The organism is Streptomyces sp. NPDC007162 (assembly GCF_040634175.1).
Lineage (GTDB): Bacteria > Actinomycetota > Actinomycetes > Streptomycetales > Streptomycetaceae > Streptomyces.
Genome location: NZ_JBEYFC010000228.1, coordinates 1 through 13446 on the forward strand (window position 1 = coordinate 1; position 13446 = coordinate 13446).

Genomic DNA, 13446 nt, shown 5'->3' on the forward strand with positions numbered 1-13446 from the left:
CCAGGGGTGGCTGACGCACCCTGGGGACAGCCGACCGCCCTGTCACTGGGCGGCGCTGAACGCCTCGTAGACCTTCTTCGGAATGCGACCGCGCGCCGGGACATCCATCTTGTTCGCCTGCGCCCAGGCGCGGACGGCCGCCGGGTCGGGGGCGACCTCCGTCTGCTTGTACGCCTTGCCCGACTTCGACCGCTTGCGGCCGGCGACCACGAACGGCTCCAGGGCGGTCCGCAGTTTCTCGGCGTTGGCTTGATTCAGATCGATCTCGTACGACTTGCCGTCGAGTCCGAAGGCGATCGTTTCCGCCGCTTCCGAGCCGTCGATGTCGTCAAAGAGAGTGACCACGACCTTCTGCGCCACGAATATCGGTCCCTTCGTGTGGCACGTCTATCCAGCTCATCACAGCTCAACGGTGATGCGGCGATGACATGCCGAGTATCGGCTATTGCCAATTCATTTGTACAGTGCCTGGCAATACAAAGTGAAGCCCGACTAAATCCGCCGCGTGTCCCACGCGCAATAGATGGTGCGGGCGAACCCGGGGAACTTTCCCAGAACTTTTCGTGTGGATCCCCCACCGTCACCCGATCGTGACGCGGCTCACGTAGATTCCTACAACTCTACGCGTGTAGAAATCGGGACCGGGTAGTCTGAAGGCACCAGCTCAGCACCACAACACCGGGAGTGCCAGTGGCACGCGTCGTAGTCGACGTCATGCTCAAGCCGGAGATCCTCGACCCCCAGGGCCAGGCGGTCCAGCGTGCGCTGCCGCGCCTGGGTTTCGAGGGCATCTCCGACGTACGTCAGGGAAAGCGATTCGAACTGGAAGTTGACGGGCCGGTCGACGAGGCCGCGCTCGCCCGCATCCACGATCTTGCGGAATCCTTCCTCGCCAACACCGTGATCGAGGACTTCACCGTCAAGGTGGAGGAAGTCGCGGAGGCGGCGAAGTGACCGCTCGTATTGGCGTCGTCACTTTCCCGGGAAGCCTCGACGACCGCGACACCCAGCGTGCCGTCCGGCTCGCGGGTGCGGAACCGGTCGCTCTCTGGCACAAGGACAAGGACCTCCACCAGGTCGACGCGGTGGTCCTTCCCGGTGGTTTCTCCTACGGCGACTATCTGCGGGCCGGTGCCATCTCCCGCTTCTCGCCGGTGATGGAGACCGTCATCGAGCAGGCGAAGGCCGGCCTCCCGGTCCTCGGTATCTGCAACGGCTTCCAGATCCTCACCGAGGCCCACCTGCTCCCGGGCGGGATGCTCGGTAACGACCACCTGCACTTCATCTGCCGCGACCAGAAGCTGCGCGTGGAGAACGCGGACACGGCCTGGACGACTGACTACTCCGCGGGTCAGGAGATCCACATCCCGCTGAAGAACATGGACGGCCGGTACGTCGCCGACGAGTACACGCTCGACAAGCTGGAGGCGGAGGGCCGGGTCGCGTTCCGCTACGTCGACTTCAACCCGAACGGCTCGCTGCGCGACATCGCCGGCATCACCAACGAGGCCGGCAACGTCGTCGGCCTGATGCCGCACCCGGAGCACGCCGTCGAGCCGCTCGTCGGCTCCGGCCGCACCGACGGTCTCCCGTTCTTCACCTCGATCCTCAAGAAGCTGGTGGGCGCATGAGCCGGACGCCTCTGGACACGGTCGAGCACGCGGCCGCGACCCCCGACGTCGAGCTGCCCTGGGCCGAACTCGGTCTGAAGAAGGACGAGTACGAGCGGGTGGTGGAGATCCTCGGCCGCCGCCCGACCGGCGCCGAGCTCGCCATGTACTCGGTCATGTGGTCCGAGCACTGCTCGTACAAGTCCTCCAAGGTCCACCTCCGCCAGTTCGGCGAGAAGGCCCCGCAGTCGGACGCGCTGCTCGTCGGCATCGGCGAGAACGCGGGCGTCGTCGACGTCGGCCAGGGCTACGCGGTCACCTTCAAGGTGGAGTCCCACAACCACCCGTCGTACGTGGAGCCGTACCAGGGCGCCGCGACCGGCGTCGGCGGCATCGTCCGCGACATCATCGCGATGGGCGCGCGGCCGGTGGCCGTGGTCGACCCGCTGCGGTTCGGCGCGGCCGACCACCCCGACACCAAGCGGGTGCTCCCCGGTGTCGTCGCCGGCATCGGCGGCTACGGCAACTGCCTGGGTCTGCCGAACATCGGCGGTGAGGTCGTCTTCGACGCCTGCTACCAGGGCAACCCGCTGGTCAACGCCGGAGCCATCGGCGTCATGCGGCACGAGGACATCCACCTCGCGAAGGCCTCCGGCGCGGGCAACCAGGTCATCCTCTACGGCGCTCGCACGGGCGGCGACGGCATCGGCGGCGCGTCCATCCTCGCGTCCGAGACCTTCGACGACGCGAAGCCCTCCAAGCGCCCCGCGGTCCAGGTCGGCGACCCCTTCCAGGAGAAGCTCCTCATCGAGTGCACCCTGGAGGCGTTCCGGGAGAAGCTGGTCGTCGGCATCCAGGACCTGGGCGCGGCCGGCCTGTCCTGCGCCACCTCCGAGCTGGCGTCCAACGGCTCCGGCGGCATGACCGTCACCCTGGACGACGTCCCGCTGCGCGACTCCACGCTCTCGCCCGAGGAGATCCTCATGAGCGAGTCGCAGGAGCGCATGTGCGCGGTGGTCGAGCCGGCCAAGGTCGCCCGCTTCCTGGAGATCTGCGAGAAGTGGGACGTCATCGCCACCGTCATCGGCGAGGTGACCGACGGCGACCGGCTGGAGATCTTCTGGCACGGCGAGAAGATCGTGGACGTCGACCCGCGCACGGTCGCGCACGACGGCCCGGTCTACGAACGCCCGTACGCCCGCCCGTCCTGGCAGGACGAGCTCCAGGCGGACGATGCGAACAAGCTGCCCCGGCCCGCGACGGCCGAGGAGCTGAAGGACCAGGTCCTGAAGCTGGTCGGCTCCCCGAACCAGGCCTCGAAGAAGTGGATCACCTCGCAGTACGACCACTTCGTGCAGGGCAACACGGTCCTCGCCCAGCCCGAGGACTCCGGCATGATCCGCATCGACGAGGAGACCGGTCTCGGCGTCGCCATCGCGACCGACGGCAACGGCCGGTACGCGAAGCTGGACCCGTACGCGGGCGCCCAGCTGGCGCTCTCCGAGGCCTACCGGAACGTGGCGACCACGGGCGCCAAGCCGCTGGCCGTCTCCGACTGCCTGAACTTCGGCTCGCCCGAGGACCCGGCGGTGATGTGGCAGTTCGCGGAGGCCATCCGCGGTCTCGCCGACGCCTGCCAGCAGCTGGGCACCCCGGTGACCGGCGGCAACGTCTCCCTCTACAACCAGACGGGCGAGGCGGCCATCCACCCGACCCCGGTGGTCGCGGTCCTCGGTGTCATCGACGACGTCGCCCGCCGCACGCCGGTCGCCTTCCAGGAGGAGGGGCAGCTGCTCTACCTCCTCGGCGACACCCGTGAGGAGTTCGGCGGCTCGGCCTGGTCCCAGGTCGTCCACGACCACCTGGGCGGCCTGCCTCCGAAGGTCGACCTGGAGCGGGAGCGGCTGCTCGCCGAGATCCTGATCTCCGCCTCCCGCGACGGCATGATCGACTCGGCGCACGACCTGTCCGACGGCGGTCTGGTGCAGGCCGTGGTCGAGTCGGCGCTGCTCGGCGGCAAGGGCGCCCGCCTGGTCGTACCGGACGGTCTTGACGCGTTCACCTTCCTGTTCTCCGAGTCGGCTGGCCGCGCGGTCGTCGCGGTGCCGCGCTCGGAGGAGGTCCGCTTCAACGACATGTGCGGTGCCCGGGGTCTGCCGGCCACCCGCATCGGTGTGGTGGACGGGGACTCGGTCGAGGTCCAGGGCGAGTTCGAACTGTCCCTGGCCGAGCTGCGCGAGGCCCACGAGGGCACGATCGAGGCCCTGCTGGCGTAACCGGTCGCAGCACGACGAAGGCCCCGCCCGGATGCTCTTCCGGGCGGGGCCTTCTCGGCTCAGTGGACGTAGTTCTTGAGGATCTCCGTGTCCAGCTCGATGTTCATGGGGCCGGGCACGGACACCTTCTCGCCGAACTTCGAGGTCTGGACGGTGCGGTAGCCGCCGACCTGCCGGTCCGGGCCGCTGTGCACCGTGAGCGTGCAGGAGTCCCGGTCGATCAGGAGGTACAGGGGGATCCCGGCCTGGCCGTACGCGGTCGGCTTCTCGTGCCGGTCCCGCCGGTCCGTGTCCGAGTCGTACGAGGTGAGGTCGACGACCATGAGCGCACCGTCCGGGTCGGCCCACTCGCCGTGCCCCGCGAAGTGGGCCTCCGGCGCGAGTACTGCGTCCGGCTTCGCTCTGCCTTCCCGGTACGCATCGACCCGGAGCCCTTGGCCCTGGTACAGGTCCAGGTCGGGCCTGCTCTGCATACAGCGCCGGGCGAGCCAGGACACGATGGTGCTGTGGTCCCCGTCCGTCACCTTCTTGACTCCGATCCTTCCGTCGATGAACTCCAACGTGACGGTCTCGGGAGCGGCGGAGGCGATCGTTTCGAACTCCTCCACCGACATCTGAGACGTGCGCTCGGCCATAACCGTCATGTTGCACCCCCTTTCCAGGCGAAGGCCAGCGTCGCCCGGTCCCGGCGGGGCGGGGGCCGGTTTCGCCGTTGACCACTCGCACGGGTGATCGCCGGGCTGTCAGACCGACGGAATACGCTCACCGCCATGCCTCCCGTCAGAAAGCGCCCCAGGACGTACGACCCCGCGAAGACCCGTACGGCGGTCCTCGCCCAGTTCTCGCACGTGCGGGACGCCGTCCGTGCCCTCACCCCCGAGCAGCTAGCCCTGCCCACCCGGCTCGGTGAGTGGACCGTGCGGGACCTCGTCGCGCATCTCGGCATGGCGGTCACCGCCGTGCACCGGGCCCTGGCCGAGCCCGAGCCCGCGCGGGCGGACGCGGCCCCGCTGGACTGGCCGTTCCGGACCGCCGCCAACTCCGCGGCCATCGCCGACTTCACCCGGCGGATCGCCGCCGAACACCCCGACCTCGACGCCTACCTCACGGACGTCGACGCGAGCTTCCGCGCCCTGCTCACCGAGCACCCGGGTACCCGACTGCTCGCCACCAGCGTCGGCGCGATGCCCCTGGACGACTACCTCGTCACCCGCACCGTCGAACTGGTCGTCCACACCGACGACCTGGGCGCGGCCGTCCCGGGGCTCGACGTCCGCTACGACCGGCAGGCGCTGGCCGCCTGCACCCGGCTGCTCGCCGACGCGCTCGCGGTCAAGGCGCCCGGCGGTTCCACCGAGGTGCGCGTGCCGCCGTACGCCGTGGTGCAGTGCGTCGAGGGGCCCCGGCACACCCGGGGCACCCCGCCGAACGTGGTCGAGACCGACCCGCTGACCTGGATGCGGCTGGCCACCGGACGGCTGGACTGGCAGGACGCCGTGGCGGCCGCCGAGGTCAGTGCCAGCGGGGAGCGTGCGGACATCCGGGCCCATCTGCCCGTCATGAGCTGAGGGAACCGAACACCCGGTGCGGTCCGTCGAATCCGCATGTACAGGTACAAGCTGCGCATGATTCTCACGACTGCCACCGCGCTGCTCGCGATGGCCTGCGGGAGCGGGAAGGATGGTTCCGTGACCGCACAGCAGCCCGTGACCGGGATCGACTGGACCGTCGACAGCGTGACCGTCGACGGCACCACCCACCGCGCCCCGGCACCCGCCCATGTGAAGATCGAGGACGGCCGGGCCGCCGGCAGCTACGGCTGCAACCAGTTCAGCGCCACCGCCCAGGTCACCGGCGACGAGATCCGGCTCAGCCACGCCCGCTCCACCCGCATGGCCTGCGACGAAGCCCGCATGACCTTCGAACGCGCGCTCGCCCGCACCCTCGCCGCGGGCCCGCTCACCACCCGGACAGAGGGCCGGAACCTCACCCTCACCACCCCCGGTGGAGACCGGGTCCAGCTGTCCAGGAAGTGAACCCCGCCGCCCGAATCATGTGCGACACCTCACTCAGGGATACGGTACGAGGGGGTTGCGCCGACCGCGGGCGGTACGAACAGTGCCTGCCTGGAGAATCGTCCCACCGCGCTGACCAGCGAAAATGGAGAAAGCTACGACCGGGGTCGCGATCGTAGATCCATTACGGCCGGGAATCCCCAATTCGGACCAGTGGTCGACCTCGCCTACACTCGGTGTCGTGCCACGTGGTGACGGTCTCCTCAATCACGATCTGCTCCCCGGTGAGAAGGGCCCCCAGGACGCTTGCGGCGTCTTCGGTGTCTGGGCCCCGGGTGAAGAGGTCGCCAAGCTCACGTACTTCGGGCTGTACGCCCTCCAGCATCGGGGCCAGGAGTCCGCGGGTATCGCGGTCAGCAACGGCTCCCAGATCCTCGTCTTCAAGGACATGGGCCTCGTGTCCCAGGTCTTCGACGAGACTTCACTCGGTTCCCTGCAGGGGCATATCGCGGTCGGTCACGCCCGTTACTCGACCACCGGTGCCTCCGTGTGGGAGAACGCCCAGCCGACGTTCCGCGCCACCGCGCACGGTTCGATCGCGCTCGGCCACAACGGCAACCTGGTCAACACGGCGCAGCTCGCCGAGATGGTCGCCGAACTCCCCAAGGACCACAACGGCCGCTCCACCCGGGTCGCGGCCACCAACGACACCGACCTGCTCACCGCGCTGCTCGCGGCCCAGGTCGACGAGAACGGCAAGCCGCTGACCATCGAGGAGGCCGCCCACGCGGTCCTCCCGAAGGTGCGGGGCGCCTTCTCCCTCGTCTTCATGGACGAGCACACCCTCTACGCGGCCCGCGACCCGCAGGGCATCCGCCCGCTGGTCCTCGGCCGCCTCGAACGCGGCTGGGTGGTCGCCTCGGAGTCCGCCGCGCTCGACATCTGCGGCGCCAGCTTCGTCCGCGAGATCGAGCCGGGCGAGTTCGTCGCCATCGACGAGAACGGCCTGCGCACCTCCCGCTTCGCGGACGCGAAGCCCAAGGGCTGTGTCTTCGAGTACGTGTACCTGGCCCGCCCCGACACCGACATCGCCGGGCGGAACGTCTACCTCTCCCGCGTGGAGATGGGCCGGATGCTCGCCAAGGAAGCTCCGGTCGACGCCGACCTGGTGATAGCGACCCCGGAGTCCGGCACCCCCGCAGCCGTCGGCTACGCGGAGGCCTCGGGCATCCCCTTCGGTAACGGCCTGGTCAAGAACGCCTACGTCGGCCGGACCTTCATCCAGCCCTCGCAGACCATCCGGCAGCTCGGCATCCGCCTGAAGCTGAACCCGCTGAAGGAAGTCATCAAGGGCAAGCGCCTGGTCGTCGTCGACGACTCGATCGTGCGCGGCAACACCCAGCGCGCGCTGGTGCGGATGCTCCGGGAGGCGGGCGCGGCCGAGGTCCACATCCGGATCTCCTCGCCGCCGGTCAAGTGGCCGTGCTTCTTCGGCATCGACTTCGCCACCCGCGCCGAGCTGATCGCCAACGGCATGACCATCGAGGAGATCGGCACCTCGCTCGGCGCCGACTCGCTGGCGTACATCTCCATCGACGGCATGATCGAGGCGACCACCATCGCCAAGCCGAACCTGTGCCGCGCCTGCTTCGACGGCGAGTACCCGATGGAGCTCCCGGACCCCGAGCTGCTCGGCAAGCAGCTCCTGGAGACCGAGCTGGCGGCCGGTCCGGCAGCCACGGCCGCGGCCGACGCGATCCGTCGCCCGTAAGCCCTGTCATCAACCCGAAAGATCCCAGGCAATGTCTGAGAGCCAGTCCGGTGCTTCCTATGCGGCTGCCGGTGTCGACATCGAGGCGGGCGACCGCGCCGTAGAACTGATGAAGGAGTGGGTGAAGAAGACGCGGCGCCCCGAGGTCCTCGGGGGCCTCGGCGGTTTCGCGGGCCTCTTCGACGCCTCCGCGCTCAAGAACTACGAGCGTCCGCTGCTCGCCTCCGCGACCGACGGCGTGGGCACGAAGGTGGACATCGCCCGGCAGCTGGGCGTCTACGACACCATCGGCCACGACCTGGTCGCCATGGTCATGGACGACATCGTGGTGTGCGGCGCGGAGCCGCTGTTCATGACCGACTACATCTGCGTCGGCAAGGTCCACCCCGAGCGGGTCGCCGCGATCGTCAAGGGCATCGCGGAGGGCTGTGTGCTGGCCGGCTGCGCCCTGGTGGGCGGCGAGACGGCCGAGCACCCGGGGCTGCTCGGCGCGGACGACTTCGACGTCGCCGGTGCCGGTACGGGCGTGGTGGAGGCCGACCGGCTGCTCGGCGCGGATCGTATCCGTACGGGTGACGCGGTGATCGCGATGGCGTCCTCCGGGCTTCACTCGAACGGGTACTCCCTGGTCCGGCACGTGCTGCTGAACCAGGCAGGGCTCGCTCTCGACGCCCGCATCGAGGACCTGGGCCGCACCCTCGGCGAGGAACTCCTGGAGCCGACCAAGATCTACTCGCTGGACTGCCTGGCCCTGATGCGGACGGCGGAGGTGCACGCCTTCAGCCATGTCACCGGTGGCGGCCTCGCCGCGAACCTGGCCCGGGTGATCCCCGACCACCTGCACGCGATCGTCGACCGCGCCACCTGGACGCCGGGCCCGATCTTCGACCTGGTCGGCCGCACCGGTGACGTCGAGCGCCTCGAACTGGAGAAGACGCTCAACATGGGCGTCGGCATGATCGCGATCGTCCCGCAGGGATCCGTGGACGTGGCGCTCACCACACTGGCCGACCGCGGGGTCGAGGCCTGGGTGGCCGGCGAGATCACCGAGCGCGGCGCGCACACCACCGGCGCGGAACTGGTCGGCGACTACGCCTGACGACCGCCTGGCGGCCCGCCGTGCCGGTCGGTGAGCAATGTGACAGCACGAAACCCGGTCCGGCGTCGAGGCCCCGGACCGGGTGAAGTGCAGTTGCTACGAGAACTGCTGGGAGTGGTACGTCAAGCACCACGACGATGTTGCGACTGGGGACTGGACTGGTCGTCCTCGTCCTCGTCGTCATCATCGTTATAGAGATCCGCGTACTGGGCGTACGGGTCGTCGTCCTCGTCGTCGTCCTCGAACGGCTCGCCGTTCGGCGGCTGGCTCGAAGTCGATGCGCCCAGCTCGCTGGCCAGACGTGACAGGTCAGTCCCACCGCTGTTGTACTTCAGCTGGCGGGCGACCTTCGTCTGCTTGGCCTTGGCCCGGCCGCGCCCCATGGCTCGACCCCCTCGGTGACGGGGCTCGACGGCCCCAGAGTCTGACACGCGTTCATGATCCGGAACGGGCTCTCCTCGGAGAGACCGGTCCGTAGGGCTTCCACGGTACCTGAGCCCGCGCCCATACGGTACGTCGCCCGCACCACGCGCCTGACTCCGTGACCCGCGGAGTGCCCCGTCCCCGCTGGTCAAGGACGATTTTAACCACTTCGTGGCGGGCGACCCGCCGACGAACGTGAGAGTTCTCTCCAACTGTCCGCCGGCGGGTACCGAAAACGGGTCCGGGAACCCGGCGTTCGGTCAGCGGCCGCCGGCCGTTCGCGCGTCGTGCATCCGCTGTTCGGCGATCCGGTCGGCCGCGGCGGCCGGCGGAATCCCGTCCTCCTTCGCACGTGCGAAGATGGCCAGCGTGGTGTCGAAGATCTTCGCCGCCTTCGCCCTGCACCGCTCGAAGTCGAAGCCGTGCAGTTCGTCGGCGACCTGGATGACCCCGCCCGCGTTCACGACGTAGTCCGGCGCGTAGAGGATGCCGCGGTCCGCGAGGTCCTTCTCGACGCCCGGGTGGGCGAGCTGGTTGTTGGCCGCGCCGCACACCACCTTGGCGGTCAGCACCGGCACGGAGGCGTCGCTCAGGGCGCCGCCGAGCGCGCAGGGGGCGTAGATGTCGAGGCCCTCGACCTGGATCAGCGCCTCGGTGTCGGCGGCGACGCCCACGCTCGGGTGCCGGTCGGCGATGCGCCGCACGGCTTCCTGCCGCACGTCCGTGATCACGACCTCGGCGCCCTCCGCCAGGAGGTGCTCCACCAGGTGGTGGCCGACCTTGCCGACGCCCGCGATGCCGACGGTCCGGCCGCGCAGCGAGGGGTCGCCCCACAGGTGCTGGGCGCTGGCCCGCATGCCCTGGTAGACGCCGTAGGCGGTGAGGACGGAGGAGTCGCCGGCGCCGCCGTTCTCCGGGGAGCGGCCGGTGGTCCAGCGGCACTCGCGGGCCACCACGTCCATGTCGGCGACATAGGTGCCGACATCGCAGGCGGTCACGTACCGGCCGCCGAGCGAGGCCACGAACCGCCCGTAGGCGAGCAGCAGCTCCTCGGTCTTGTCCCGGTCCGGATCACCGATGATCACGGCCTTGCCGCCGCCGTGGTCGAGCCCGGCCATGGCGTTCTTGTACGACATCCCGCGCGCCAGGTTGAGGGCGTCGGCGACGGCCTCCTCCTCGTTCGCGTACGGGTAGAAGCGGGTGCCGCCGAGGGCGGGGCCCAGCGCGGTGGAGTGGATGGCGATGACGGCCTTCAGGCCGCTCTTGCGGTCCTGGCAGAGCACGACCTGCTCGTGACCGCCCTGGTCCGAGTGGAACAGGGTGTGCAGGACGCCGGTGGAAACGTCGGTCACTGTGGTGACTCCCGGTTGTGTTCGGCGGGTGGAAGCTGGGCTCCCGTAAGGGTGGCGGGGGCCTGGCATGAGCGTAGAGCTATTGCTCGCCCACCATCCGCGCAGTGTCAAGGATCACTCTGCCGTACCGCGTGTGCACGTATGAGCGTGGGACGATCTGCTGTGGTTTCCCGGCCGACGACGGCCGGCCCCGCCGTGGGTTCCGCTGGTTTCGAGACCGGTCCGATGGGGAGGGAGCAGGCGTGCCCAAGGTGTCCTCCGTGGTCGTGCCCTACGCGACGTATCTGCGCGTGTACGAGCCGCTGGCCGCCTTCCCGGAGGCCGAGCGCGCCCACTGGGCGCGGTACGCCCGTCGCTCCGACCGGCCCTCGTACCAGGACGAACTGCGCCGCTCGCTGGCCGACCTGCTGCCCACCCCGCCGATCCCGGTGCCGGTGCAGGAGAGCGCCGACGCGTTCGTGCTGGAGGTGGACGGCGTCGTCTGCGTCTGCCCCTGGCGGACCCGGCTGCGCGGCTGGCAGGCCCTCCAGGAGCTGCCCGAGGAGCTGCCGAAGCCGGTCGTGGACGCGATGCTGCCCCCGTTGGTCCGGCGCCAGGCCGCGGCGGACTACGAACGCTGGTTGGTGCGCAACCCGGACTCCCGGCCCTGGATCCGCACGGCGACCTGGCAGGTGCCGCTGAACTGGTTCGTGCTGGTCTCCGACGAGGAGCGCCGGTACGAGAAGGGCACCGGGGAGATCCCGCCCATGCTCCGCTACCGCACGCCGATGGTGCAGGCCCGGCGGCGGGTGGCCCGGGCGTTGCGCACGCTCAAGGACACGGTGGAGGAAGGGCCGCTGATCGACGGTCTGGTGGACGTCGGCCGCTGGCTGGAGGAGTTCCACCCGCGCTCGCTGGTCGAACTGGACTACGGCGGGCTGGTGCACGCGCTGCCCGCCGGTGATCTGGAGGACGACCACTCGGCGGCGGACGTGGCGGCCGGCGTGGCGGCGCTGCGGCAGGGCGACGGGGCCGCGGCCGGGGAGGCGTACGGGCGGCTGGTGGAGCGGTGGCGGTCGGTGCGGGACCGGCGGTCGGCGAACTGATCGCCGTCTGAGCGGTCGTGCCCGGTGATCCGTACTGACTGACGGGTTGGTACAGGGCGAGTGACGTACGTCACGGCCCAGATGCCGTGAAACAACGTACCTTGACGGCACTTCAGTGAACTCACGGACGTTGGGCCCGATCCGGGCTTTTGCGCCAAGGGTGATGGATCACACTTACCCGGCCCTTGCGCCTCTTGCCACTCCTCGTGCCAAAATAGGACAAGGAGTCCGGGGAAGACTCCTTCCGTCCAACTGTGGTGCACTGTGGGCGGATTCTCCGCATTACGTGCTTTGGGGGGTCTGGTGACTCCTGATCGCCACTGTGACTGATCGTCACAGTGGCGTGACTGTCCGCTATGGCATGGTCCATCGGCTTCCGCGGCTGATGACTACCTGGGAGGGCAATTCCATCGGTTTGGCCGACGCGGCTGGACAGATGGTGTAGTTGTAGTGCCGAGGACAAGCCGTTCGTCCTATAACCGACTCGACTCGCGTCCGCCATTTCGGGCAACGCGGGTCAAGGTGCAGAATTTAGAGGAAAGAACCGAGAAGGTTCGGTTCTCCCGAGGAGGCCGCTCATGACCGCTCGCACCCCTGATGCCGAGCCGCTGCTGACCCCGGCTGAGGTCGCCACCATGTTCCGTGTCGACCCCAAGACGGTCACGCGGTGGGCGAAGGCCGGCAAGCTCACGTCGATTCGCACGCTCGGCGGACACCGCCGTTACCGCGAGGCTGAGGTCCGCGCCCTGCTCGCGGGTATTCCGCAGCAGCGCAGCGAGGCCTGACCAACTGAATAGCGGGCAAACCGGCTGGTCCCCCAACTGGTCGAGGTGCCCCGAACCCTAGCTACAAGCGACGCGGGACCTGCCCCAACAGGGCCCACGCCCAGGCCGACAAGAACTTCTCAGGCAAGCGACACAGGGTGCGTCGTAGATCGCGCTGGACTCCGCCGGGTCCAGCGCGATCTTTTTTGTGCGCCTGTGGCGTCCTGTGGGGTCTTCTGGCGACTTCGCCCACCGTATGCGGCGGCCCTGTGAGCGGGCTTGGCGGAGTCTGGGGAAGGGTGTCGGAGTGAGCCGACAGGGTGGTGCAATTGCACATATTAAATTGACTAGGTGTAGGAGAGGGGTAAGTACCGCTGTTTCCTGAACTCATGCGGTGACTCCCGTCACATACCGCACGGGTTGTTTGTGCCGCCCCGGGTGCGCTAATGGGGCGTGGGGCGTCATCGCCCCATGGCCGTACGGGTGTTGGGCCGGGCCCGGCTCAGACGCCGGCCGGCCGCTCGTCCTCCGCGGCGTCCTCGGGGGCTTCCGGCGGGCGCGGGGCGGAGTCCATGGCCAGCCGCAGCAGCTGATGGCAGACGGGACAGTGGCGGGTCAGGTGCCGGTACGACGAGGCGGCCGCCAGATGGGCCCTCAGGAGCGCCCGCGTCTCGTGCCGCACCGAAGCCGCCATATGCCACCTCCAGAGGGGGCCGGGGAAAACCGGGCCCTGCTCCCTGGGTACCGACGGAATGTGACCCCGTCAATGGCGCAGACACGTTCCCGGTCGCCCTCTGCCGGCTCTGCGGCTTCCCGTCCGCCACGGCGCAGAGAGGCGCTGGGCGCGGGGTCCCGCAGACCCGGGGCGCAGCGGAGGCCCGCTTCCCTCGCGGGATGCGGGCCTCGGTTTCTTGCGGTCCTGACGGGATTTGCTGTGTCTGATTGCGGCTCCGCCGCGGGCGCGGCCTGTGGGGCGGTGGGTACGACCGAGGCCCGCTTCCCTCGCGGGATGCGGGCCTCGGTTTCTTGCGGTCCTGACGGGATTTGAACC

At 69.3% G+C, this 13446-nt stretch carries 14 protein-coding genes; 9 read left to right on the top strand and 5 right to left on the bottom strand.

Features of this window, described 5'->3' with window-relative positions:
* Nucleotides 1–42: 42 nt before the first annotated feature.
* On the bottom strand, nt 43–360 hold the full coding sequence (locus ABZ646_RS25180; RefSeq protein WP_132888214.1) for an Lsr2 family protein: 318 nt from the start codon (nt 358–360) through the stop codon (nt 43–45).
* Between the two features lie 330 nt (nt 361–690).
* Here ABZ646_RS25180 and purS point away from each other — a divergent pair, with 330 nt between their 5' ends.
* The 3 genes from purS to purL are packed head-to-tail and all read left to right on the top strand — an operon-like array spanning nt 691 to nt 3886.
* Nucleotides 691–954: a phosphoribosylformylglycinamidine synthase subunit PurS gene (gene purS / locus ABZ646_RS25185; RefSeq protein WP_015659417.1), complete on the top strand. Its 264-nt coding sequence runs from the start codon at nt 691–693 to the stop codon at nt 952–954.
* Complete coding sequence (purQ, locus tag ABZ646_RS25190; protein ID WP_360523039.1) at nt 951–1631, top strand: phosphoribosylformylglycinamidine synthase subunit PurQ; 681 nt, start codon at nt 951–953, stop codon at nt 1629–1631. Before purS ends, purQ begins: the two co-directional genes overlap by 4 nt.
* On the top strand, nt 1628–3886 hold the full coding sequence (purL, locus tag ABZ646_RS25195; protein WP_360523042.1) for a phosphoribosylformylglycinamidine synthase subunit PurL: 2259 nt from the start codon (nt 1628–1630) through the stop codon (nt 3884–3886). Before purQ ends, purL begins: the two co-directional genes overlap by 4 nt.
* A 59-nt stretch (nt 3887–3945) precedes the next feature.
* On the opposite strand, the gene ABZ646_RS25200 is transcribed toward purL, so the two are convergent.
* Nucleotides 3946–4530, bottom strand: coding sequence for a Uma2 family endonuclease (locus ABZ646_RS25200; RefSeq protein ID WP_360523045.1), 585 nt, complete (start codon nt 4528–4530; stop codon nt 3946–3948).
* 126 nt (nt 4531–4656) lie between these two features.
* Here ABZ646_RS25200 and ABZ646_RS25205 point away from each other — a divergent pair, with 126 nt between their 5' ends.
* From ABZ646_RS25205 to purM, 4 genes are all read left to right on the top strand, one after another.
* Nucleotides 4657–5454, top strand: coding sequence for a sterol carrier family protein (locus tag ABZ646_RS25205; RefSeq protein ID WP_360523048.1), 798 nt, complete (start codon nt 4657–4659; stop codon nt 5452–5454).
* A 57-nt stretch (nt 5455–5511) separates the two neighbouring features.
* Nucleotides 5512–5922, top strand: a complete 411-nt coding sequence (locus tag ABZ646_RS25210; RefSeq protein ID WP_360523051.1) for an META domain-containing protein — start codon at nt 5512–5514, stop codon at nt 5920–5922.
* Nucleotides 5923–6142: 220 nt separating this feature from the next.
* The gene (purF, locus tag ABZ646_RS25215) at nt 6143–7672 is read left to right on the top strand and encodes an amidophosphoribosyltransferase (RefSeq protein ID WP_358971264.1); all 1530 of its coding nucleotides are present in this window, start codon (nt 6143–6145) and stop codon (nt 7670–7672) included.
* A 31-nt stretch (nt 7673–7703) separates the two neighbouring features.
* On the top strand, nt 7704–8771 hold the full coding sequence (gene purM / locus ABZ646_RS25220; protein ID WP_360523054.1) for a phosphoribosylformylglycinamidine cyclo-ligase: 1068 nt from the start codon (nt 7704–7706) through the stop codon (nt 8769–8771).
* A 122-nt stretch (nt 8772–8893) separates the two neighbouring features.
* On the opposite strand, the gene ABZ646_RS25225 is transcribed toward purM, so the two are convergent.
* Nucleotides 8894–9154, bottom strand: a complete 261-nt coding sequence (locus tag ABZ646_RS25225) for a DUF3073 domain-containing protein (RefSeq protein ID WP_132888208.1) — start codon at nt 9152–9154, stop codon at nt 8894–8896.
* Nucleotides 9155–9454: 300 nt separating this feature from the next.
* Nucleotides 9455–10546: a Glu/Leu/Phe/Val dehydrogenase gene (locus ABZ646_RS25230; protein ID WP_360523057.1), complete on the bottom strand. Its 1092-nt coding sequence runs from the start codon at nt 10544–10546 to the stop codon at nt 9455–9457.
* 242 nt (nt 10547–10788) lie between these two features.
* On the opposite strand from ABZ646_RS25230, the gene ABZ646_RS25235 reads away from it, so the two are divergent.
* Nucleotides 10789–11631, top strand: coding sequence for a hypothetical protein (locus ABZ646_RS25235; RefSeq protein WP_360523060.1), 843 nt, complete (start codon nt 10789–10791; stop codon nt 11629–11631).
* Nucleotides 11632–12209: 578 nt separating this feature from the next.
* Nucleotides 12210–12416 (top strand): developmental transcriptional regulator BldC, encoded by a 207-nt coding sequence (bldC, locus tag ABZ646_RS25240; protein WP_003949541.1) that lies wholly within the window; start codon nt 12210–12212, stop codon nt 12414–12416.
* A gap of 481 nt (nt 12417–12897) precedes the next feature.
* Here the strand turns inward: bldC and ABZ646_RS25245 are convergent, their stop codons facing one another.
* On the bottom strand, nt 12898–13089 hold the full coding sequence (locus ABZ646_RS25245; RefSeq protein WP_360523063.1) for a DUF6274 family protein: 192 nt from the start codon (nt 13087–13089) through the stop codon (nt 12898–12900).
* Between the last annotated feature and the right edge of the window lie 357 nt (nt 13090–13446).